Below are 23,966 nucleotides of genomic sequence, written 5' to 3'. Positions count from 1 at the left end.
GTGGTGGCGAGCAACAACAGGACAGCTCGATCGCGAAGGTCGATCGGCGTCGCCTTGCCGATCGCATCGATGGCGCGGCGAACATCATCCCACGAAAGCCGGGGCGGTAAATGGGCCAGTCGCCAATGAAGTCGACCGGATGGCTGGCCAGGAACACCTTCACACCAGAGGGAATCATGCCGAACGGACCGCCCGGATCACGCGCTGCAAATGCGCCTCGTCGACATCCCGGCCGGCGCGCACGACCACCTCGCCAATGGCAATCTCGATCACTGACATGCAAGCCATCGCGGCTTCGCGACTCGAACGCTGCGAGGGGTAAGTTCGTTCGGCCCGCGCATCACGGCGCCAGGCGAACAGCTGCGAAGGGTGAATGCCGATCCGGCGGGCGATCGCCGATACGCTCGCGCCGGGCTCGAGCGCCTCTGCCGCAACTTGCGCTTTGAACTCGTCCGACCAGCGTCGCCGAAGCTGCCGCGGCGCTCCCTCAAGACGCTCGGCGACCGCTTCGATCATATGGAAGGTTCTAGTTTCAGAACTAGGCGCAGACATAGAAACTCACATCGGCTCACAACTGAGCATCCGATAGCCGATCGCTCAGCCAGTCCGCCAGATGGGGTCTCTTTGTCGCTTACCTTGCAAAGCTCTTTGCGCCACCTGAACAGCTGGCTGACATGCAGGCCAGCCACGCGAGCTACCTGGGAAACACTCGCTCCGGGCTCGAGCGATGCTGCAACGAGCCGTTACTTCTCGTCCTGCGACCACCGGCGCCGCCGTTCGACCGATGTGATTACCTCCGCCCTCGAAATCGTCATAGCGCTCGTCCTAGGATTACCCCTAAGACCTGCAGCCATCCCGCTCATCAGGCAAGGCCGCCCTCAATGGAGGGATATGGAGAAGCGTAACCAGCGGCCTCTGCTTCTGCCGGCTTAAGAACAATCGTATTTCCTGAAGCTAAGATTGGCGGAAACTTCGCGCTGCATTTAGCAAGGGATAGTTCCGCGCCGGAATCGCGCCTACGCCCCCAAATCGCTCCCGATCGACAAGTGTCGCCGCGTCACTTCCGCACAGTGGGACCGTGCTTGTCAGTTAAGCCAGCGTAACAATCGAAAAGCGCAGCTGCGTGCTGCACGGAATCTGTTGTGGTCTCGCTGATCGGTCTTCCACTGTCTAGCGTCTCAATCGTTCCAAGCTCTTTGGCGTGTTTGCGGATCTCCCGCGCGATGCGGAGCATTAGCGTCGCACGCCTGCCGCTATCGTCAGCCCACGACGTTGTGACGGCCTCCGCTGCCCGCACTGCCCGATCCGCATCTTAGGCCCGCGCCCTCGAGGCCGCCATCAGATACCGACCGTCAATTGGGCTCGTCACTGCGAACGAGTCAGCATCCTCAGCGCAGCACCATTTCCCATCAATCGAAAGCGTGCCTCTGTCAAAGCATTCCGCTGGCAGTAGACCTCGAATCTCCTCGTGCATCTCCACCGCCGATTTCACAGACGCCTTTTGATATTTGTCGACAACTGACCGGACCCGTTTGATGCATCTGACTTGCCAACGCGCACATCTAAACGGGGCTGACTTTCCCCGAACATTTTTGGCTGGAGAAGGGTCCGCTGGCTGAGCTCAGTTGATTACGCTCCTCCACATTGCTCTTCATTTTCGCTCTCCCATGGCTATTAGTGCTGTGGCCCGTCCGCCGGCATTCGCAACTGATCTGCGAGACTGCTCGACGCGACCTAGGTCGTGCGGAAGCGGCAATGGCGGCGCGCAGAGCACGCGTGAGTTTGCGAGTGCCATGCTATTCATCGCCCGTCGCAGCTAGCGCCGATAAAAAACTCGCGTTAGCTAATGCCGCTTCACTCGAGTAGCCGACTCACTGACCAGCGGAGGTATTTGCATGTTCGGCGGCTTGTCCTTTTTTCAAGTTTCAAAGCGAGCATCAGCGGATCGCAGCGACCGACAGTTCGAGATTTGGAAGGAGCCTGTCGCGATTGCCAACACCGGAAATGCCAAGCAGTTCTATCGAACCTCTTCGCCCGACTAGATGTAGACGAGCACTGGTGCGGTCTCCGTGGTCTTTAGAGAGCCAGCACCGTCTCAACCACATTCGCCCTGTAGCCGATTCCATAAGGCAAGGCCTCATCATTGAAGTCATACCCTGGGTGATGTAGGCTAGCTGTCGATCCGTTACCCAGAAAGATGATTGCACCCGGCCTCGCTTCAAGCATGTAGGCGAAATCTTCCGAGCCCATCCGCGGGCTTATCTTTTCATCGACGCAAGCAGGTCCAACCAAGTCGCGCGCCGCTTTTACCGCCAAGTCAGTTTCTCCCGGGTGATTGATCGTGACGGGAGCGGACCTTCGGTACTCAAATTCGACATCTGCGCCAAATCCGCGCGCTATGCCTCGAGCCGCAGCAAAAATCTGCCCTTGTGCGAAGTCCTGCAGGTCAGGCACAAGAGTTCTGACACTGCCCGCCAAGTCTACTTGATCAGGGATGACGTTGTAGGCCTGCGCCGCCTTGAGTTTGGTGACAGATATTACGAGCGCCTCCATCGGGTTTGTCTTACGAGACACCAATGCTTGCAGCCCGACGACAATCTGTGCGGCGATAACTACCGGATCAATGGCCTCCTGAGGTTTAGCGGCATGGCCACCCCTGCCCTTCACAATAAGATCGAACTCGTCGAGAGCCGCCATGATCGGACCTTGGCAGATGCCGAAATGGCCGACTTTTATTCCTGGCACATTGTGCAGGCCGAACACCTTGGCTATTGAGAAACGGTCCATGATTCCTGCCTGAACCATCCTTTGGCCGCCCTCTCCACTCTCTTCAGCCGGCTGGAAGATCAAGGCGACCGATCCCTTGAAGCGCCGAGACGCAGCAAGGTATTTCGCGGCGCCCAATAGAATGGCCATGTGACCGTCATGCCCACAGGCGTGCATCTTGCCCGGTACTTTGGAAGACCAGAGTTTGTCGGACTGTTCAAGTATCGGAAGCGCGTCCATATCCGCGCGCAGTGCGATCGTGGGACCCTTTCGAGACTGGCCGTAAATCAGGGCGACGATCCCAGTTTCCGCTATCCCCGTCTCGATATGATCCACGCCGAAAGAAGCGAGCTTCTCGGCTACAAATCTGGCCGTCTTATCAAGCCGATAGTCAAGTTCAGGATTTTCATGCAGTTGGCGGCGCCAAGCAGTTGCCTCGGCCTGCAGATGCTGAAGCGCTTCGATGCCATTCATGCCGAGCCCACAGCTTGAAACAGCTTGCGATCTGTACAGCTGAGCACTTCGGCGCCCGATTCTGTAACAAGCACGTGCTCGCTGCAGCCGAACAGATGCCCAGTTTTCCCGAACAAGATAATCGGAAGATGAAAGGTCATTCCGGGCTCTAAAAGATCCTCCGCGGCAGGCTCCAGACTGAGGTTTCCACGTTCTGTCCAGTGGATGCCAGTTTGGTACCCGGTACGATGCCGAAAGGCCGCTGGCCGTCCAGATCGCTCAATCACCTCGCGGGCCGCGGCGTCCACTGCCTTCGCGGCCACCCCTGGTTTTATCGCGGCCATGGCGGATTCAAGAGCTTCCACCGAAAGAGCGTGCAGCGCTTCGGTCTCACGATGCCGACCAAGCACCGCGCTCCGGACCAGGCCTGCGGCATAGCCGTGCTTGACGCCGCCAATCTCGATCATGGCCGGTTCATTGTTTCGGATGGCGTGAGGCGTTGGGACACCGTGCGGCATCTTCGTCCGGTCGCCGAACACGAGAGTAACGGATCGCCATATTTCGCCGCCAGCTTTGCTGACTTCTCGAGCTATGGCAGCGTACGTTTCCGTTTCGCTTACACCTTCGGACACCGTGTTTTGAAACACGCGTACGGCGAGATCGGTTATAGCCATTGCTTGACGCATCACATCGATCTCTAGAGGGCTTTTCACTGCGGCGACTGATGCAACTAAATGAGAGGCGTCGGCGATTTTCATGCCCGGACACAGTTCTCGTATGGCACTCAGGTCAGCCGGAGCAAGATTCCAGCATCCGAATTCGAGACCCACTCTCCGATCCTGCAGCCGATGCTGGCGAAGAACATCGGCACAAGTCCTAGCAACATCACTTGGATGCCTATAGCAAACGACCTCGTCGACGCATCCCTCGGCACGGACAGCCTCGGCGTCGTACTCTCTTGCAACGAAAACCGGCGCGTACCCCGGTGCTAGAATTAATGGGAACGGAGCGAAGTACCCGCCAAATCCATGATAACCGGTAAGGTATCTGAGGTGACCAATAGCGGTGACCACAATTGCGTCAAGCTCGGCGCGCGCTACCGCTTCAAGCACCGTCCGCTGACGGCGATCGTACTCCGACGTTGGGAATGGAAGCCCAGCCCAGGGGATTTCCGAACCTGTCGTTGCGAGCATAGAATTCTCCAGCTTCGGCGATCCTGCGCCAGCGACTTTCCGCCAGCTCGCGTACTCGTCAAACACTCAGCGATTGGATGAGCCATCCGTACCTGGCCCCTCAACCGTCTGCAGCAAACATTGAAGCGCCTCGAGAAGGAGCTAGCAACTGCCCGGTTTAGTAGTTTCAGGTCTTTTAGAGAGCTGACCGGCTAACATTCAGGCAAAAGGAGTACGGTCAGGGTCACGTCTCAGTTGATCACCTGGATTAACTACACAAGGCGCCGAGCGGTCTGGCTTCATAAAGGGCATATTCGCACCCAAAAGCATTGCGAAGCAGCTCAACCGGCCAGTGCGCGACTTGAGTTTGCGCGAGGAACGCCACGCTCCAACAGCTGCTAATCCTGATGGTGCAGCGCTGGCGTCAGTCTGCGAAAGGTGTTTGACAACGGCACGACCAAATATGGTTATGGATAGAGTAAAGTTCTAAGGTGACCGCCTCTCTCGCAAAAAACAAGTTCCTTACACCCGGAACGACCGCGCTGACAGTCTCCTGCTGTAATCGTGAGGATGAGACTTGCTAGGATATCAACAAAGCGTTGATCCCGTCCTTTGTTTCTCGCGAAGGCAGGATAACAGGCGGCACGACAGAGCCGCCGCCGCGTTTGCTCACACAAGCCCCGAATTTTCCCGTTTGCGCAAGCTCAGCGCCGCTCGCGCACCGAGCCCTCCTGGGCGACCGACGCTACGAGCGTACCGTCTCGCCTAAATATAAGCCCTCGGGCGAGACCGCGTCCGCTCTGCGCGCTGGGCGAGTCCTTGGCGTAGAGCAACCACTCGTCGGCACGGGAAGGACGATGAAACCACATTGCGTGGTCAAGACTTCCGGACAAGATGCGTCCGTCAAACAGTGTGCGCCCATAACGTGCCATCACCGCATCCAGCAGCGACAAGTCCGAGGCATAAGCCAGTGCACATATGTGCAGGACCGGATCATCCGGCAGCTTTTTCGTGGCCTTCATCCACATATGAAGCCTTCCGTCCTCAATTCTTTGGCCAACATACCTGCCGATTTCGACCGGACGAAGCTCGACTGCACGATCGGGCTCATAGTAGCGGCGGACGATGTCGGGCAGATCGGTATGTAGTGCCATCTTGGACAACTTTTCCGCTGCGAAATGTTCGGGCGCTGGGACCGGCGGCATTTTATCCTGGTGTTCGAACACCCCTTCTTCGCCTCTATGGAACGAGACCATGCTCGAAAAGATTGTGCTACCGTGCTGGGTCGCCGTGACGCGGCGTGTCGAATAACTTTTGCCATCGCGGAGGCGCTCGACGCTGTAGATCAATGGCACCTGGGGATCGCCGGCTTGGATGAAGTAGCAATGCAGCGAATTCGGCAGTCCGGACTCGATTGTGCGACATGCCGCAAACATCGCCTGTCCAATGATGAGGCCTCCGAATACCCGTTGCTCCCGGACGTTTGGGCTCTTGCCGAGAAATACGTCGCCCCCAATCGAGTCAAGGTCGAGAATTGCCGCAAGGTCGATCAGATTTTTTTGCATTCAAGAACTCGTGTTCAGTGTCACTGCAGCGGTGCAGCCAAAGGGCCCCCTTGCACACAGCGAAACTTCAAATAGCCTTCCGCTTGTGACAATCATTTATGGCTGCTGCAATTGGCGTGCCGCTCCGCACATCAGCTCACCAGATGCACAATAACGAAGTTCTTGTGGCATCAGCATTGGGAGCGTTGAGAGCAATTGGTTCCGAGCATGTCGTGAACCAAACAGCCGGCATGTGATTGGCTATTCGTTGCGAAAGCTTATATAAGCTCCTTCCTAGATTCTCCGGCCGAAGGGCTCAAGGAACTCCGGATTTACGAAAGCGGCTTAAGCCGCTTCTAGCTTCATCTCGACGGGCTGCTGTAGCAATTGGCCGCGTGTCTGCGGTGGCGGTTGTAGAAGAGATCGATGTACGTGAAGATCTGGCGCTCCGCATCATTTCGGATTTCATAGTAGGCTGAGGGGTCAGTTCGGCCTTGATCCTGTTGAAGAAGCTTCTCACCGGGCATTGTCGTAGCGACCGGCCTTTACTTCTCGCCAGACGTCAGAAGCCTGCGGCGTTTGGCGACACTTGGTTCAATCATCTTAGATGCCGCGATCGGAGTGACGGATCATCTCCGCATCGGATTTTTGCCATTATCGCATATTCAATGCCGCAACCGGAAACTCGGCGCCCACATGCTGCGGATCTGCAAGCCGGCCCCTTTTCTTTAGAGCACACAAAGCGAGCTTGGACGTCGCCCACGCGTCGGCCTGGCTCCAAGAACGACGAAGCGGCTCACCGCGCTCTCTCGAGACCTCAGCGCGCGATCAGCCGGATCGTCCAGGCATAAAGGCCGCGATTCGAATGCTCATACATCGTAAGGTACATTCGTGCGGCGCCGCGCGTCCATGCGGACGTCGCCTCGGACCTTTCGTGCATGTCGGCGAGAACCGCTAAAGCGAGCCAAACTGGCAGCCGATCGGATGCTGGGAACCGACGCCCCCTGCTTAGTGCAGCACTGCCAGCCCATTCTTGACGACGGTAACTCGACGCACTCGTACGCAAGCTTCGAACGAGATGGAATTGCCGTCCTTCCAAAGATTGACGGTAACAACTTCTCCCGGGAAAACCGGCGCCGAAAAGCGGGCGCGGTGACGATTAAAGGCAGAGGGATCGTAGTCGGCGTAGGTCTGCAGGACCGCTCTGCAGGTCAGCCCATACGTACACATTCCGTGCAGAATGGGCCTTGGAAAGCCGGCTCGACAGGCGAACTCTGGATCACTGTGCAAAGGGTTTCGGTCGCCAGAAAGACGGTAGACCAGGGCTTGGTCAGGTCGGGTCGAGATATCGAGTGATCTATCTGGCGGCCGGCGCGGCACTCGATGTGGCTCGGGCATCCCATCCGATGGACCGCCAAAGCCGCCGTCCCCTCTGGCGAATGTCGATGAAACGATCGTGGCAATTCTATCGCCGCCCCTGTCTCTGACAACCACCTCGTTCTGAATGATCGCTCCTTTCTCTTTGCCTTTGTCGTAAATTCCCCTCACACGCGCGTCCGCTGTCACATTCGCCGCGGCCGGCATCGATTGGTGAAACGTGATGTCCCGCTCGCCGTCAACAACCATGACGCGATTGAGATCGATGACTCCAGGGCGAGCGCCCCAAACGCAGACGGAAGCAAACGTCGGCATCACTTTTAGTGGTTTGGAATTTGCAAATGCCTCATTGACAAATTGCAGCTCCTCCTTGTTCAAGGGATTTGACCCCATGCCCACTCCAAGCGCATAGAGCATGACCTCCCGGTCGCTCCAGGAATAAGGAGCTCCACAAGTCTTCAGGTTTAGCGCAGCGGGATAGTCGATCGGCATCCGAACCTTTCCACCCTCGCGACGCTGGGCGCCGCCAGGTTGTCAAGTGAATATGCTTCGTGGGGCAGCGTGTGTACAGCATGTGCTCCTTGACCTGGAGGGCGTGCGGCCGATCTCATTCGTCGGGCAGATCATCAAGCCAGCAGGCTGTCGCTACGTGCGGTCGGGAAAAGATCTTGCCGATCTTCTCGGGGACTTTATTTTGATGGTATCGCATATACACCCGCCCATCCTGTCCTAGATCCAATATCTCAATTTTTCCTGTGTAGTGGGACATGATGTATTTAAATGTCTTCTCAAGCCCGCTCAGACGTTGGTTGATGCCGCGCACAATTTCGAGTCCGCGCCCCAGCGCGACTTGGAAGTGCGAGGCGCCCTTCACCGGCCTCGCTTGAAATAAGTAGTACGGCCGCACTCCGATTTCGTGGCATTTGGCGAAGGTCGCAGCCAATATCTCGGGATCATCGTTGACTTTTGCGAGAAGCACAGACTGGTTAAGAAATTGCACTCCCTGTGCTCGCAAAGCGCGAACTTTGCGCTCCGCGCCGGATGAGATCTCACCGACGTGATCGAAATGCGCGACGATGATTGGGGATTTGCCCGCCTTGTGGATACGCTGGAATAGCGCCGGTAGAGCGGAGTCATCAAACCGCTTTGGCGCATAGGCCAGCATTTTCGTGCCAAATCTGATCGACTTCAAATGCTTTATTGAAAGCAGATGGTCGACGATCTTGTTCAGATTGGACGTGCTGAGCACGAACGGGTCACCTCCGGAAAGGAGTACGTTCGTCATCTCAGGATGGCATGCAATATATTGCGCGACCCGACCAAAGTCGGGTGCGATTTCATCCGAAACTTTGCCCACGATGCGCTTTCGAAAACAGTAGCGGCAATATGAACCGCAGCGTTCCGTGACCAGTAATAAGCCGGTTTGGGCGTACTTGTGCTGGAGTCCCGGCACGACCGTGTTGTCGTGCTCGCCGCTCGTATCCAAGGTGCCTGGGCTGTCAAACTCTTGGATTGAGGGCTCGACAATGTACTTCAGCTGATAGTAATACCCGCTCTTGATGATCTGTTCGCGATAAGACTTTGTGACATGATAAGGTGTTATATTGTTGGCTTGCAGTTCACTCTCGCTAACGACGCGGGTTTTTTCAATGAACTTCAACACGTGTGCTCCGCAACTCAGGGGATTAGCTGGTGTTTCCATTCCGCACCTCGTCTTGCCGTATCAGTGCGTTTGATTGAATGTGAGTTTCCTCGTCTACAATACAGCATCAACAGTGGATGGATACCTACCTGATGTGGTGAGGACTTCTTCGAGAGTTGAGAAAGGCGCACTTGGTACTCGTCAGATGGCTGCGCGCCGAGGACAACGGCGCGATGAGGAACCTAAGTTGCAGCCGTTAGATCGTGTTGAGATCGAATTGAATCGCAAGAGATTCCAAAGCGGGCGGCGCTTGATGCATCCTCGAGGCGGCGAGGGGGGCGGCGTGGCGCATGGGGAGGCTCTGGGTGAGGGTTCGAGGAAACGAGCCGCACAGCAGCTTTGCTAACCGGGCGCGGAGCGACGCTCCACGTTTGAAACGGCACCGCGATTAGCTTCTGGACGATCTGACGCTCGATGCGATCGCCGAGCGCGTGCTTCGCGCGCAGGGGGCGCCAAGACGAGTCGATGCTGTCGCGGTTTTTCGTCGGCGAGGAGGTCAGCTTCCTTGATGAAACTTGACCACAACCGTAATGGCGCGTCGTTACGGTTGACGATGGAAGTGATCTCGGAATAGCTGTCGTGCCGTATCGTGCTAAGTTGAGGGCAACCGCATGCCGGTAACGACCGGCACCAAAACGTTTTTGTTTCCCGGCCGGTCCTGCCCCTGCGGCAAATCCAACCTGGAGATTGCAATGCCTGCAAAAGCCCAGAAGCCGAGCTACGAGGTTGTCTCATCACAGGCGAAGTCGAAAGTGCGTTCTGGGCAAAGATTGGCGCGGCCTGGCCGCATGACGTGGCAAGGGCTTCAACGTCGATCTGATCGCCCTACCCATCACCGGAAGGCTGGTCATCCGTGTACGAAAGAAAGCCACCGGCTGATCATTCGAGGAGCCTGACTGCACCGACGTGGCTCTGTGCGATCCTTCCCGGAGCAGCGGTTGGGCGCGCTGGCGTAGCAAGGGAGACCATCCCCAAGCCTTGAAATGGTTGAAGTCCGTTGAGAGCTGATGACCCGCAAGGTGCAGAGCTACTTGTCCCGCATTGGAAACGATGCGGGGAACTTTTGTTGAACAAATATTCGGGCTCAGCCTTTAGGTTCGCTGCATTTCAGAGATGCATCGGAAGTGGTCGCCTTTGCTGGTGGGGCACCACCGACGGAGTTTCTGAGCAGATCGCCGAACCTTTGTTTCTCCTCGGCAGGGCCGATTACCGCCCAGTACGAGACGATCGTGCAGTGCCCATCCTTGCCGTGGCCCCACCCACTAAGGTTTCCAATGAAGATGTCATCGTTGTCGGTGTCGAGCCGCTGCCCCACAAATGCGCCCATCCCTAGTTTGTCAGTGCTCGATATGTACGTGAACATTAAAAGATCGCCGGAACGGGAGCCCTTTACTTTGAAGTTGCGGGGATTGTCTTTCCTATTGTCACGTTCAGCGACTGCTCGATCCTGGATCATCCTTCCGGACGCGAGAATATATCGGGGCACGAGAAATTCGTATTGATCGTCTGCACTGCCGGAAGGATCTGTATAGATGTACAGCGCCTGCTCGAGGCTCAACATTCTTATGAGCAGGGGAATGACGTTCTGCTCGAAAGGGTCACGTACAAAACCGACGACAACAGCTGCCACGACGAAGCCTAGCGCCGCCTTCAGGCCCTGACGAACCAGGTCAGGCGCCAGCGGCCGCACCGCGTCGCGAACCCGCTTCCAACACCTTTTTGCAGCCAGAAATCTCGGAGGTAATACGAGCTGCTTGCCCGCCCGTGCTTTGCGCGAATTGCCCATACTCCCCCTCAAAGATCTTCTCGGGCGAAAAACGCCCGAGAGCCTTTTGCATTCTTAACCGCCGCAGAGCGTCAAGTTTGCCCTGACGATGACCGGTGCCGACGGACGAGAGCAGCGCATCTGTTCCTCCATGCGAGCAGTCGAGTTACTCGCTCTTATTATGTTGGAAGGCGAAAGAAGCGGTTCAAGAGAGTCGATTAAAAAACCAGAGCTTTCCATCTAAGTGCCGGATATCATTTGCTTCTCACCGTCCGCCGCAGCGCAACACTACCAACCCCTAGGCCTACCGCGACATTACAAGCACGCCGCACGTCATTTTACAGCTCGCATATGATGTAGTCGATGATTCAGCACCTCGTTATTTTTTTGCTTTTTCCGAATTTTATCATAGCATCCCGCATCTCCGACACGTTAGCGTCGCAGCCGCCCAAAAGCGCCATAGCCGCCGCGCAAAAGCATTCGTCGGTCTAACGGTCATGGTCCGTTCGTAACTCAATCTTGCGCTCTACATCCGTATCCGTTCGGCGTAGGCCGCGCAGCGTCACCGCCTGAGCAGTTTAGGGTTTTCTTTGTAGAACTTGATGAGCTCGATCAAGTTGTCGATGCCGAAGTCGGTGAACGCCTGGACGCCGTCTTCTCCGACGCCATAGACCCAGATGACGCTATCCTCGATCTCCATCTCGTTGGCGATGTCCCACAGCCAATCTTCATCTTCGCCGAGGTCTTTGGCGACTTTGGCGAGGGTGGTGACGTGATGGACCTTGTTGATGTGCGTGGTCATGCTGCTTGAGCGGAGAGCGTTGATGCCAGCGTCCAATTCCAGGGCAGAAGCTCGTCCAGGCGATAAGCCGGGTGGGTGGCGATGCGAGCAAGGGCATCGGCCAGCCACATTGCCTCTTACCGGCGAGCATCACCTCAGAAAACAGCCAACCAACGGCGTGGCCGGCGGGGCATTCCGAACACTCGTATCACCGATCAAAACCCAATCCGGGTCTGCCCTGGCACGATCCAAGCAGGGGGTTCGCTTCTCTAGGGATAAGAATAGCTCGATCGTTGTCGTGGCGGAGGACCCAACGATGGAGAACGGTCGCGCGGCAGTAAATGCAGAATGCCTCACACCTTCAAAGCGTCAGAGCAGCGCCCCTTTGGGACATGGCTTGCTGAGGACGAGATGATGTTATCCTGGTGCGGCAGGGCTAGGCGGCTTAAACCCCGCTAAGAACGCGATTGAGCTGATCCTTTAGCCGAGAGCTTTCGCCAGACAATTGCTCGGTTGATTTGAGCACCTGCACCGCGCTCCTCCCGTTTCGCTTTCCCGGTTTTTGACTGCGCCCGCTCGAGGCCACCTGGACAGTTTTCGCTCGCAAGTTCAGCGCGATACTCTGCCCGGTCGCGTGCTGATCCTCAATTAAGGCGAGGGCACCTGTGGCGATGTCTGCGAGCGGTGATGACGCTGACCTCACTATTCTCTCGCACCGCTTCGCTCGTAGCTGCCTGAATAGCGCCAATCTGATCGCCAATTTCGACAGTAGCCTAAGCGGTTTGTTACGCAAGGGACTTCACTTCCTGGGCTACAATGGCGAAGCCTCTGCCCACCTCCCCCGAGCGCTGCTTCGATTATCGCGTTGAGCGCGAGTAAATTGGTCTGCTGCGCGATCGCGGCAATCAATTGGACCACGCTCCCAATCCCCTCCGCTGCGGCTGCGAGCCGGCCGACTTCTGCAATCGTCGCCGCCAATTTGCCCGTCGCGACTGCGACATGTTGAACATTCGCGGAAGCCTCTTCCGAAGAGACGGCGACCTCGACGTAGAGCTTCCGGCTTTGATCCGCCGAACAGGCGAGAGTTCGCGCGGACGCTTCCAGCTGCGTGGAGGCGGACGAGAGACCGTTTCAATCACCCGCCCAACCGCCTCCTCGAATTCAGCTGTGAGCCGAGCGACGTCGGCCCGACGCTGATCGGTAGCTGCTCGGTCCCGTTCGGTTGATGCATGGAGATCGGCCAGCGCCTTCTCACTCGCTCGCAGCTTGAACATCTCAATCGCTTCAGCCATATCCCCAAGGCTTGCGCTCGAATTCATTCGCCATTTGGCCGGACTCCAGGAACGTTTGCGACAACACTGTGACGTGAGCTTTGAATTCGTTACTTGCAGTCGACTCTCGTTGCGCCGCGCTGGCGGAGAGCATGGCGACAGGGCAGATTGCGCCTGTGACAATAACCCCTGAAATCCCCAGCAGTGCCAGCTGCTCGCGCAGCCCGCCGCCGCAGCCGCGAAGCAGTGACGATGTCCAACGAATTCTGATCACGACTTTGCGCATTGTGCCCCGCAAGTAAGTTTGTTCGACGCGGCTGGTGCTGGTACGCGCTGCCAGGACGCACAGCGATCATGCTGAATCGCGGACCGGATGTTTATCTGCCGCCTAATTGAGATTGATTTCGAAAGCCTGAGGCCAGCTCCATCAAACGTAGGGGCGGATATACAGATCTATGTGCACGATCACGATAGCCTCGATGAGCAGCACGCAACCTCGAACATTCTCGCGAGGACGGCTTCAGAACTGCAGTAGCTGCAAGCTGGCCGCCTTTTACGCACAAAAGCTGCAAGTTATCCCGGGGAACGCCGCTAATCCGCTCAATGAAATGAGTATGCGATGCTGGCTTGCACGATTTGACGACGTTTCGTGCAAGATTGGAGTTGCCAGCGAGTTCATCTACTCACTGCGCTCCTTTCAGTGCCCTTAGGGGCGTTTCCTCCCTGACTTGGCCGCGCGGTATCTCGCGCTGCCGTTTTTCGCTATCGACGACTAAAATCGGATCGCTCGGATTTGGGCGGAATAACTTGAGAGGCACATCAATGAGCGACTTGAAAGAAAAGTTTGCGTTCGAAGTCGACGGCGTAGAATACTATAGCGAAAACCATGAGATGAGCGGCCGTGACATCCGCTCGCATTCGGGGCACGACCCGGCGGCCGACTGGTGCCTGATCCAGGTCAACGACGGCTACACGAGTTCGGTCGGTCTCGAGGCGTCGGTGAAGCTCGGCGTTGGAGCCAAGCCGAACTTCCGCACCATGAAGAGCGATCGGGTCTTCGAGTTCACCGTCGAGGATCTCGGCTGGGAGTGGGGCTCCCCGACCATCGCCGAGGCGGACGTGCGTACCTACGGCAAGATCGCGAACGACCGCGAAATCGTGGTCGAGGTCATCGGTCAAGAAGAGATCGTCGTGCCGCGCGGCGGAGCAATCGATTTGGCAGGACCGAAGATCGAGCGCATCCATACCCGCGAAAGCCACTTGCCCAACAAGTTGCACGTCATCTTCGTGATCAACGGCGACCCCACCCCCGTTGAGGGCAAGCCTGCCGAGCAGTTGGTCAAGCTGCTCGAGAAGGCGCTCAAGGAGAGCGAAAACACTGGCCAGCCCGTCGATTCCTGGCAGGTGACCGACGAGCCTGGCAACGTGCTGGACGTGTCGAAGACGCTTGCCGAACTCGGCATCAAAGACGGGGCGACCCTGCTGGCGAGCCTCAAAGCCGGAGCGGCAGGTTGATGCAGGCCGTCGATAGCGAGGTCAGCCGGCGTAAATTCGAGCGCGAAGTCGGTCATCTCCGCGAGATCGAGCCCACGCTGATCTCGCGCGGCTGGTGGGTGATGTCGACCGAATTTCCGTACGTGAAAATCGCCTTCGCGACTGTCGGGATGCACCCGCGGGTCATCCCATTCGCGGTCAAGGTGGATTTCACCGACTACGACGTCCGGCCTTTGGCGATCACCTTCGTCGACCCTTTCGAGAATCGCGAGCTGGCTGCGTCGGAGATGTTGACACATCTTCCGCGGCTGCTGCCGGTCGATCCCGCCGTCCCGACAGAGGTCGCCGCACAAATGCCGCCGCAGAGGATTAACCTGTACCAGCACTATCCGCACATGCCGACCGCGCCGGGCTTCCTTTGTCTGCCTGGTACGCGCGCTTACCACGAGCATCCCGCGCATTCCGGCGATCCATGGGAGCTTCATCGGAACACTGGCGAGGGGCGCCTTTTCGCCTTGCTGGAGACGGTGTGGCGCTACGGCACGGCGCCCATCAAGCAGTTTCAGTTTGCGGTCAATGTCGTGCTCGTCCCATCAGAGGTTCCGGCATGAAGGTTCCCTTGACGGAGGTCGTCTCGGTTACGCTGCCGCGCTCCGTGGTGACGCGTACTCACGCGCACCTTACCGCGACGGGCATGCGTGGCCTCGAGGGCATGGCGCTCTGGGCAGGCGTGCAGGAAGGCCGGGTCTTTAACATCCGAGAAGTCATCATTCCGGAACAACAGGGCATTCGCAGCGATCACGGTCTAGCCGTCATGGTGCTGGGTCCGGAGCTGCAGCGCATCAACCTGCACCTTTACAGGTCAAAGTTGCGGTTGTTGGCGCAGATCCACAGCCATCCGACGCACGCCTTCCACAGCGAGATGGACGACGAGTACGCGATCGCGACGACGCTCGGTGCGTTCTCGCTGGTCGTACCGGACTTCGCACGCGATCCCTTCTCCATCGCGCGTTGCGCGACTTATCGGCTCACGCCGCGTCCTTGGTGGAAGCCCGGTATTCGCCCCGAATGGAAGTCGGTCGACGCCGCCGTCGGCATCTTCAACATCGTGGAGGGCTGACGATGGGCGTTGCTCCTTTCTTCGACCGCGCGCGCCAGAGCGTTGCGCAAGTGCTGCGCGACATCCATCCCGACGCCTTCGAGCGTCGATTGGCCGAGACGGTGGTGACCCTCGCCTTCGATTCGCAAGCGGCTTCGACCGCAGAGGGCCTGGCATCGCTCGATATGGCGGCGCGGCTCATTGCCCGGCTCTATGCGCGCGTTCGCGTGCGGATGCTCGATGGCGACGACGTGCTGGCGGACGAGCTGATCGCATTGATGCGAAACATCAATCCAAACCTGGAGATCGTGATCGAAATCGGCAACGAACTCCACGTGGCGGTGGTCGCCGGCGGAACGAACCTCGAGGCCGACGCGACAGTCTACATGGGGTCCAATCGGTGGATCGCCCGCGTCTCGACAGTCGCTCCGGTTGGCTCGGTCGAAAGTCCGAACCCTTTCGGGGCCGGCGCGGCGGCGTGTATCGCCATGGCGAACGTGTTCCGGGCGGTTTTCGCATCATGGATAGCCAAGCCGGGCCTCGACATCGAGGTCACGTTTTCTCTGCTCAACTTCGAGATGGGAGCACTTGCCGCCAATACCGACCTTCCGGCCGGTCTTGATTTTGGCTTGGTCCCGCTCGCCGGGGTGGGCGCGATCGGAAACGCTTTTGCGTGGGCCATGTCGCGGTTACGGGGCGTGAAGGGCAAGATCGACCTTATCGACCACGAAGCGGTCGATCTCACCAATCTGCAGCGTTACGTGCTCACCGCAATGACGGACGTCGACGCCTCCAAGGTTGCACTGGCGGCCTCGGCCTTGAAAGACAGCGGCATCGACGCGCGAATCTTCGCCATGCCATGGGCCGGATACGTGGAACAGACGGGCCATTATCGTTTCGACCGCGTCGCTGTGGCGCTCGACACCGTGCGCGACCGCATTCAGGTCCAAGGCTCGTTGCCGAGACGCGTGTACAACGCGTGGACCCAAGCCGGCGATCTCGGAATCTCGCGACATGGGTTTGACGGCAACGAGGCATGCCTGGCGTGCTTGTATTTGCCCACTGGCAAGCGCCGGAATGAGGACGAGATCGTAGCGGAGGAATTGGGGTTGGGGACGCAAGAACAAATTCTTCGCGTGCGTGCCATGCTTCATCTGGGCACACCCGTCGGGGAACAGTTTGTGCGGGAGATCGCCGCCAATGTCGGCACGGACGCGGCGACTCTCCTGCCGTTTGCTGACCTACCGCTCCGCGCGTTTCGTCAGAAAGCGATCTGCGGCGACGCCATCTTGCGCGCTGCCGACGGTGCAGGACCAGAACTCGAAGTACCCATGGCGTTCCAATCTGCACTGGCGGGCGTGATGCTCGCCGCCGAGATCGTCGCGTCGACACCTAATGTTCGGACAGCGCCGCCTGCAACGCGTTCGGTTGTCGATCTGACGCGTGCTCTGCCCAACCGCATCACGTTTCCTACGTTGAAGCGAGGGCCGGGACCGCTTCGGTGCGTCTGTCAGGACCCGGATTACGTCAGCGTCTACCGCGCGAAGTACGGGGCAGAATCTGTCTGACGCAGGCCTACGCCCGCTGGTGGTCGTGACAACTAGGAACTCCATCGAGCGGACCGCGCATACTATCGGCTTCCTCCTCGCAGTGGTCGCCATCGTCTGGATCGGCGTGCTGGCGGGCCGCCCTGCAGAGAAGAGCGGGAGCCGAAGTAAAGAGAGAACGTCTTTACGAAATCCGCCAGCCCGTGCACCGCAAGTAGCGGCGAGCAAGCAATCCAAACACCTCAACGCGAGAACTTACTCGTCCACGTCTAGTTTCACGACGACCGACCAATCGCCAGAACCTCAGAAACCCGCCTCTCCACTCAGCTTGACGTTGTAGACCCGGCGCCTGCGCAAGCACTCAACTCTTTGCAAATCGGCCGCCTACCCTCAGCAAGACTCTTGCAATTGGTTAGCTGCTCGGCCGCCGCGCCATGTCAAATGCGGAAAGAGGTACCAGCCTGTATCCGTCCCTCAGATGCTCCAACGTGTCCACACCGACCCTTGTCACGATGTGAACGTACCAATGCCAACTCTCCATTAGCAACACCCAGATCAGGATGCTCACCGCCTGGATAAATCCCCAAGTAACTTCGGCTGATCCGGCCCTAACAGAACTTTCTGGCGACATCACGAGGGCAAGCCCCAGCATAACAAAAATCCAAACGAGCCCGACAACTCCCCGCCGCCATTTCCAGGTGCCGCAGACTTGGTTCTCAACCAATCGCAACTGCTCCAACCCAATTGCGTCGTACGAGTGACTGTATACTTGGCGGGCGTGCTGAATCATGGGCTGAAGAAAAGTTACCATATTGCCACGCGGCATGGTCGGTAAACAGCGCCAGGACCCCGACGAACTGTAAGAATGTATCCACCCACACCAAGGCTGCACCAACAACGAGGATCGCAAAGGCCATTCCAAACGCCTGCAAGGGCATCTTGCCTTTGTTAGGTGCGTCCAGGTAAACCCGCTCCTGCAGCCCAACATCCCAGAGCGTTCCCCACACCCATGCGAAGAAATAGACGACGAGGGCGGTCTTCCAGACGATTCCACTGGCAGACGCGTTAGAGATCAGCTGCGCGATCTCTGACGAGGACAAATTACGGAGCTTCAGCCATGTGAAAGCGAGCGGCAAGACGAAAAATATCGAACGGACCATGAGCCGAGCAACGGCCGCGAGTTTCGTTCGAGAGGCAATGTTCGTCGATGTTACGATTGGATCGGTCATAGCCGGGCCCCCGGTCACTACCTTTCCTATCGGACGCGATAAGAAATTAACCCGAACGTGTCCGCAACGCAATTGTGGCTCAATCGTCACATCCGCACCAAAGCTCGAACACCTCAGACTGACGGCCAGTCGCGAACACCCCATTCTCGACAAGGGCATCGCTCCTGGAATCGCCGTTATTCTTCAGTGATGCTGGCGGCAGGAGCGCAATACACCGCCCTGACCAAACTCCGTATCCCATAGACTAGAGTAGCGGCGGCGCTGATTTTTTGCATTTCAGCCGGTACTTGCGATGAACAAGAGCGCGAGCTCTCGTTTTCTAGCCGCAAGACGTCGAAATCGAAAGTCGCTCGATCGCAGATTCGTCGCGGACTATCTCGGGCCCTGTGCCCGGCTAGCGCGTGTTACGGCCTGCAAGCCATCGCTGCGGTTCCTATTGACCGCTCGCGATCAGCTTTATCAGCACGGGACATGCGTCGGTGAGCGATTGGCGCGACGATGCAAAGAAGTTGATTCATTCGGAGAAAACTCTGCGATCGCAGCGTTTCGGCAACCAGCCCGGAACGGATGACGGCTAGCTGTTTCGCCGCGAGCCTGATGCCGGATCATGTCAAGGAGCCCTCTCGATTCTGGCTGAACGTGCTGGTCCTCCTCGCCTGAGAGCAGCGAATTGGCGCAACATAACGAATAGCGCGATCATTCCAGCGCCGAGCTCAGCGATGGCTTGACTGGCTAACAATCCACTGAAGCCCGATATGAGGGGGAATAGAAGTACCGCCGGTATGAAGAGATACCCCTGCCTAGCGAAAGACACCACCGCGCTAAGGCGTGCTCTCCCCAGCGACTGAAGCATTGTCGTCACGAAACTCTGAATACCGTAAAGGCCAAAAAACAAATGAAAGGCGATGCAGCTCGTGACGGCAATCTCGGTGACCTTGTCGCTATCGCTGAACAACCTGACCAAAGGCCGGACAAAAACCATAACAGCTGCGGAATACGCAAAGGAAAGCGCAACGGTGATAGGGAGCACGAACTTCGCAACCTTCAGTACACGGGCAAAGTCGCGGGCGCCCCAACCGAACCCCAGGACAGCTTGAGAGCCGATACAGAATCCGGTGATAGGCAACGCGCCGATTGTCAGGATTCTTACAGCTATTCCCACTGCGGCGATGAACTCGTCGCCGAACCGCGCAGCAGCTCCGTACAAGAACATACCGGCAAGAGCCGATAAGATACTCGTCATCGTCGCCGGTGCCCCAATGAGCGCGAGCTGTCTGATGCGATCTACTCGCAACGAGACCTGAGATATCCTGACGAGCACAGTGCCGAGCCGCTTGGTAAAATACGCGATGTAGAGGCTTATAGCGGCGATCTGAGATAGCAGCGTCGCTAGGGCTGCGCCTCGCACACCCAAGTCTAGTAAGAATATAAAAATGGGATCAAGCACGGCGTTCAATATGAAAGCGCTCAGCATCGTCCACATGCTGAATTGTGTGTTGCCTTCGGCTCTGGCGATGAAGCCGCTGACGACGTTTAGGAGCATCATAATAGCCCCCGGCGAGAGGATCGTGGCGTAGTCGAGCGCCATAGGATCCGCTCGTTCCTGGTGCGGGGCTCAGCTGATGGACTAGTTCCAAGAGCTTTGCCTGACTATCTCCCAGAATATGTTGGATCCGATCGCGCGGATAATCCGGCGCTATCTGCACAACAACAGCATCCAAGCTTCGCGCCGCAAGCATGACAGCGGCAACGTCCGGCGACCGGTCAACAAGCATGGCGACCAGATCGCCGGCCCCCACCTTCATATCCTGCAGTAACGAGCGGATAGCTGCTACGCGCTCACGCAGCTGGCCAAACGTGACCTCTCCGAACTCGCCAAAATATGCTACTTTGCCGGGATTAAAGACGCTGATCTGCTCGAAGGCTTCAACAAGCGGACATTCAGATTCGTATCGCTGGGTCGACCCATCCAGCGAATGCAGTAAAGTGAGGTCTGAGGCGCCAAGGCAGCTTAGTTCCTCAATGGGCACATGTGGTTTATCAACGCAGGCGGGAATCAGACAGCGCAGATTGTTGGCCATGCGGACAGCCAAATCACCTGAGATTATGTCTTCCGCATGCGCCAGCTGGAGCGCAATCTCATCGCCGTGATCTTGCGCGTACAGTGTTAAGTCGAATTTGACATAGCCTGTGTCGTACTCGCGGAATGTCAGAGCCACCTCGTCTTGACCAAGTGGCTCGGCGGCTTCGGAGTACATGTTGAACATGACTTGGAAGATCGGTGATCGACCCGGTTCGCGACATAACCTGGTGTCCCTGACCATCCATCCGAATGGATACGCCGAATGTGCGATGGCATCGCTGACCAGGCTCTGGATGCGCCTGGCATGAGCAGCAAAGGACTGACCGACATCGATCGCGGCTCGGATCGGCAGCATATTCAGGAAGAAGCCAATGATGTCGGCGCTGCCAGGTTGATCCCGCACAGCGTGTGGCATGCCGACGACAATATCGTCCTGACCGCTATACATTCGTAGCAGCAGCTGGAAGCACGCCAGCAGTGTCGTCGACGTGGTGCAGCTATTTTGGCGCGCGAATTCTCTTACCCGACTGGAGAGATCGCTGCCAAGCAGCGCCGGATGCGAGGCGCCGCGGTATGAAACTGTTTGCGGACGCGCTCTTCCAAGCGAAAGCACCGGCGGATCATTACCAATCTGGCGATGCCAATAGAGACGTTGGCTTTCCAGCGCCTCTGGGGAAATGTGTTGTTTCTCCCAAGCCGCGTAACCCGAGAGTGACGCACGATTCTCTGGCCAAGGCGCCGCGGCATCTAAATATCTCTGCTGAATATCTCTGAGCAGCACAGAAATCGACCAGGCATCAAGGATGATTTCGTGAGCGGTGATCAATATGAGATGATTGTCAGGATCAAACCGGACCATGCGCGCGCGAAACAAGTGGCCCTGTCCGATATCGAAATTGTCTTTCAGCTCCGTTCGCCGAAACTGTGCGATGAGCTCCTCAGCCTCGGAGGAGGTGAGATGAGATGCATCGATCAATTCAAGATTGGCGCATGGCGGAGCATCAAAGCATTGAACCGGACCGTTCTCGTCGATAAAGCGCGCCGAAAGTGCCTGGTGGGAATGAATGACCTCGGTCCAGGCGCGATTGAACCGAGCTAAATCGATGTTTCCCTTAATCCGCAGCCCGCCTTGAATGATGTAGTTCCGGGCAGATGGATCGAGCTGCGCCAGAAACCAAAGGTGCTCCTGGAGTCGCGTCAGAGGTGATCGGTCAAGCTTTCGGTATGTCAAGGCTGCGGAGGGATTGGGCTCAGCGCGAGCCTCGATCGAAGCGGCAACAGATCGGATCGTCCCATTCAGTACCAGCCTGAAATCCGCTCTCACTCCCAGCAAAGTCTGCAACTGTCCCAATATGAGCATTGCGCGGAGCGAGTCTCCGGCGAGGCTCATGAATTGGTCATTCACACCTATGTTCTCGATACGCAAAATGCCCGACCAGATTTGACGTAGCCGGACTTCGAGGTCTGATTGCGGCTCCTCGAAGGGCGTTGACAATGCCGACCGAACACTCCCCGGGTCAGGCAATGCTGAAAAGTCGACCTTTCCGTTCCTGGTCAGTGGAATACCGCCGACGTAGATGATTCTTTCCGGAAGCATGTAACTGGGGAGTGCCTCGGCAAGAAACTTCTGAAGGTCGCTTTCCGCCAGTTCAGCTGGAGCCGACACGTAAGCAACCAGCCGCCGCGATTCGACTTGCGCCTCCGCCCCAGCGATATCTCGCGCCGTAAGCTTTACACCTGCGCAAGAAGAGGCGACTGCGACGGCGCCATGCACCAAGGGATGACCGGACAAACGAGCTTCGATTTCTCCCAGCTCGATTCTGTGCCCGCGAATTTTGACCTGACGATCCCGTCGCCCGAGACACTCCAAAAGGCCGTCGGAACGTCGGCGCCCAAGATCACCCGTCCGATATAGGCGCCGGAAGGACAGGTCGTTTGAGAATGGATTTGGCCCAAACGCATCCTTGGTGCGGACCTGGTCATTGACGTAACCGGTAGCGACACCGACGCCGCTAACACAGATTTCGCCGACTTCTCCTACGTTGCAGAGCCGTGGTCCGTCCGCGACGTATACCTCAACGTTTTGAATTGGCCTGCCGATCGGCACATAGGGCTCAGCGAGCGCAGGCGGCACGGAAACCAGATGATGTGTCACGCCGTCTGCGCACTCGGTCGGCCCGTAATGATTAAGAATGGAAGCGCGGGGATACAAGGCAAGCCACGCACGCGCCAATCCGGGCGTTAGAGGTTCTCCGACCGTAGAAATGATCCGCAAGCCGTCCATGGCTCGCTCTGCCGGGGTAAGCGATTGCAGATATTCAACAAACACTGCCAGCATCGACGGCACGAATTGGACAACCGTAGCCCCGCATCGTTGAATTGCTTGAAGCAGCGATGGCGGCGATTTCAGTGTCGCATCATCGATGATTGATGTAGAGGCTCCGACGCAAAGCCCGGAAAGAAGCTGCCAAAGCGAGATGTCAAAGCAGTGCGATGCCGTTTGCGCGACGCAATCCGTCCGAGTGAGAGTTAGGGCATCAATCTTTGCCGCCAAATGATTGTTTAGGCCGGCGCGCTCGATCATTGCGCCCTTAGGCCGGCCCGTCGAACCAGACGTAAACAGAATATAGGCAAGTCCATCCACGTTCGGCGATGGCATAACGGACGGGGTCTGGATCCGGCCCAGTGCCGCCTCTATAGCTACGAATTGCGGAGCTGTCCTGCTGCTCCCCTCGAACAGGCTGAGCGAATCCGGACGCTCTCGGCCCATCAACAAAGCGCAGCGGCTCTGCTCGATCATGAATGATGTACGGGAAGCCGGCAGCGATGGATCAAGCGGTAGGTACGTTGATCCAGCCTTCAAAATTGCGATGACCGCCGTCGCCCAGTCGAGGTCCCGTTCCCCCCAATAGCCGACAACCGCGCCGCGAGCACCCTGTTCTCGTAAGGTCCTTGCAAGGGCATCCGATCTTGATCGTAGGGCCTCATATGTGAGTTCGTCTGCGCCGTGCCTCAGCGCAACTCTCTCCGGATCCGAACCGGCAAACCGATTGATCGCCGTGATCGCGTCAACCGGTTGACGTTCCATGGACTGCTTCTTGGCTGATTGATTTTGCGTAGTCACACGCCCCCGCCATTCGTCGCCTTCTTCGGCGCCAAAGTCGGAGCGCCGGAGCTCGTCATCAAGGTGTGCATGCGCAGCCACCCTGATTCCGCACGTCGTAAGGTTTTGTCCGTATGAGCTTCTCGGTGTTCGCTTCCGGCTCGGTGATCGGCAGAGGAACAGGAGGACGCTAGGACGGCGCGTCCACTTTGGCACCTACCTGCTCTTGTAGAGGACTCTGCATGGCGACCCCCAATCAACGCGTCCACAGGCTGGTCATGGCTTGTGATTATCGTAATTGTCCGATTTCCTGGCTCTTGAGCGGCACCACCAACCCATCGAGAGCGTGCTGGCCATCCCGGCGATACAGCTTGTACGGACGAGAGGCTTTTTACCGCAATCACCGCCAAACCGATGGTGTTCAAGCCGGTGATCGTCGCATCAAGGACCCGGCGGCGCTCAACATTCCAACGAGTTATCGAAGCTCGCAGCAGCAGCCCCGACCGCGGCCTTGAGGTCATCCAAGTACTGGCACCGGTAAACAAAGCGCCCGATCGCCTGGTCACCTACATCCGAATAG

At 57.6% G+C, this 23,966-nt stretch carries 16 protein-coding genes and 2 pseudogenes; 4 read left to right on the top strand and 14 right to left on the bottom strand.

Translation table 11 applies throughout. The features are described 5' to 3' along the window. Positions 1 to 174 precede the first annotated feature (174 nt). The 11 genes and pseudogenes from OWC48_RS40505 to OWC48_RS40465 all read right to left on the bottom strand — a co-directional run bounded on the left by OWC48_RS40505 (position 175) and on the right by OWC48_RS40465 (position 13,117). The gene (locus OWC48_RS40505) at positions 175 to 516 is read right to left on the bottom strand and encodes a transposase (protein WP_282525018.1); all 342 of its coding nucleotides are present in this window, start codon (positions 514 to 516) and stop codon (positions 175 to 177) included. Further along, positions 513 to 731: pseudogene (locus tag OWC48_RS47245) on the bottom strand (transposase); the annotation flags it as partial. The pseudogene OWC48_RS47245 and the gene OWC48_RS40505, both read right to left, overlap by 4 nt. Before the next feature lie 326 nt (positions 732 to 1,057). Then, positions 1,058 to 1,300, bottom strand: a pseudogene (locus OWC48_RS47240) (aldehyde dehydrogenase family protein); the annotation flags it as partial. 776 nt (positions 1,301 to 2,076) lie between these two features. Next, positions 2,077 to 3,240: a M20 aminoacylase family protein gene (locus tag OWC48_RS40500; protein ID WP_282525017.1), complete on the bottom strand. Its 1,164-nt coding sequence runs from the start codon at positions 3,238 to 3,240 to the stop codon at positions 2,077 to 2,079. Beyond that, positions 3,237 to 4,412 (bottom strand): Xaa-Pro peptidase family protein, encoded by a 1,176-nt coding sequence (locus OWC48_RS40495; protein ID WP_282525016.1) that lies wholly within the window; start codon positions 4,410 to 4,412, stop codon positions 3,237 to 3,239. Before OWC48_RS40495 ends, OWC48_RS40500 begins: the two co-directional genes overlap by 4 nt. 683 nt (positions 4,413 to 5,095) lie before the next feature. Continuing rightward, positions 5,096 to 5,956: an acyl-CoA thioesterase II gene (locus OWC48_RS40490; protein WP_282525015.1), complete on the bottom strand. Its 861-nt coding sequence runs from the start codon at positions 5,954 to 5,956 to the stop codon at positions 5,096 to 5,098. Positions 5,957 to 6,943: 987 nt separating this feature from the next. Next, a complete protein-coding gene (locus OWC48_RS40485) occupies positions 6,944 to 7,804 on the bottom strand; it encodes a MaoC/PaaZ C-terminal domain-containing protein (RefSeq protein ID WP_282525014.1) in 861 nt (286 codons plus the stop codon). 115 nt (positions 7,805 to 7,919) lie between these two features. Further along, positions 7,920 to 8,972 (bottom strand): KamA family radical SAM protein, encoded by a 1,053-nt coding sequence (locus OWC48_RS40480; protein WP_404979886.1) that lies wholly within the window; start codon positions 8,970 to 8,972, stop codon positions 7,920 to 7,922. A 1,126-nt stretch (positions 8,973 to 10,098) separates the two neighbouring features. Further along, a complete protein-coding gene (locus tag OWC48_RS40475) occupies positions 10,099 to 10,800 on the bottom strand; it encodes a hypothetical protein (RefSeq protein ID WP_282525012.1) in 702 nt (233 codons plus the stop codon). Between the two features lie 541 nt (positions 10,801 to 11,341). Next, positions 11,342 to 11,581, bottom strand: coding sequence for a hypothetical protein (locus tag OWC48_RS40470; RefSeq protein WP_282525011.1), 240 nt, complete (start codon positions 11,579 to 11,581; stop codon positions 11,342 to 11,344). A 1,263-nt stretch (positions 11,582 to 12,844) separates the two neighbouring features. Then, positions 12,845 to 13,117, bottom strand: coding sequence for a hypothetical protein (locus tag OWC48_RS40465; RefSeq protein WP_282525010.1), 273 nt, complete (start codon positions 13,115 to 13,117; stop codon positions 12,845 to 12,847). Between the two features lie 536 nt (positions 13,118 to 13,653). On the opposite strand from OWC48_RS40465, the gene OWC48_RS40460 reads away from it, so the two are divergent. The 4 genes from OWC48_RS40460 to OWC48_RS40445 are packed head-to-tail and all read left to right on the top strand — an operon-like array spanning position 13,654 to position 16,992. Then, positions 13,654 to 14,346, top strand: a complete 693-nt coding sequence (locus OWC48_RS40460; protein ID WP_282525009.1) for a DUF2604 domain-containing protein — start codon at positions 13,654 to 13,656, stop codon at positions 14,344 to 14,346. Next, on the top strand, positions 14,346 to 14,936 hold the full coding sequence (locus OWC48_RS40455) for a putative metal-binding protein (protein WP_282525024.1): 591 nt from the start codon (positions 14,346 to 14,348) through the stop codon (positions 14,934 to 14,936). The genes OWC48_RS40460 and OWC48_RS40455 overlap by 1 nt, the downstream gene beginning before the upstream one ends. An 8-nt stretch (positions 14,937 to 14,944) precedes the next feature. Beyond that, entirely contained in the window at positions 14,945 to 15,445 is a 501-nt protein-coding gene (locus OWC48_RS40450; protein ID WP_282525008.1) for a Mov34/MPN/PAD-1 family protein, read from the top strand. A 2-nt stretch (positions 15,446 to 15,447) separates the two neighbouring features. Next, positions 15,448 to 16,992 (top strand): E2 ligase fold family C protein, encoded by a 1,545-nt coding sequence (locus tag OWC48_RS40445; RefSeq protein WP_282525007.1) that lies wholly within the window; start codon positions 15,448 to 15,450, stop codon positions 16,990 to 16,992. Positions 16,993 to 17,687: 695 nt separating this feature from the next. Here OWC48_RS40445 and OWC48_RS40440 read toward each other — a convergent pair. From OWC48_RS40440 to OWC48_RS40430, 3 genes are all read right to left on the bottom strand, one after another. Then, the gene (locus OWC48_RS40440; RefSeq protein WP_282525006.1) at positions 17,688 to 18,200 is read right to left on the bottom strand and encodes a hypothetical protein; all 513 of its coding nucleotides are present in this window, start codon (positions 18,198 to 18,200) and stop codon (positions 17,688 to 17,690) included. Positions 18,201 to 18,810: 610 nt separating this feature from the next. After that, positions 18,811 to 19,743, bottom strand: coding sequence for an MATE family efflux transporter (locus OWC48_RS40435; RefSeq protein WP_282525023.1), 933 nt, complete (start codon positions 19,741 to 19,743; stop codon positions 18,811 to 18,813). Further along, a complete protein-coding gene (locus OWC48_RS40430; protein WP_282525005.1) occupies positions 19,640 to 23,488 on the bottom strand; it encodes an amino acid adenylation domain-containing protein in 3,849 nt (1,282 codons plus the stop codon). The genes OWC48_RS40435 and OWC48_RS40430 overlap by 104 nt, the downstream gene beginning before the upstream one ends. Positions 23,489 to 23,966: the final 478 nt, after the last annotated feature.

Source organism: Bradyrhizobium sp. Arg816, assembly GCF_029989365.1.
Classification (GTDB): Bacteria; Pseudomonadota; Alphaproteobacteria; order Rhizobiales; family Xanthobacteraceae; genus Bradyrhizobium.
This window is presented reverse-complemented; position numbering and strand designations above follow the sequence as displayed.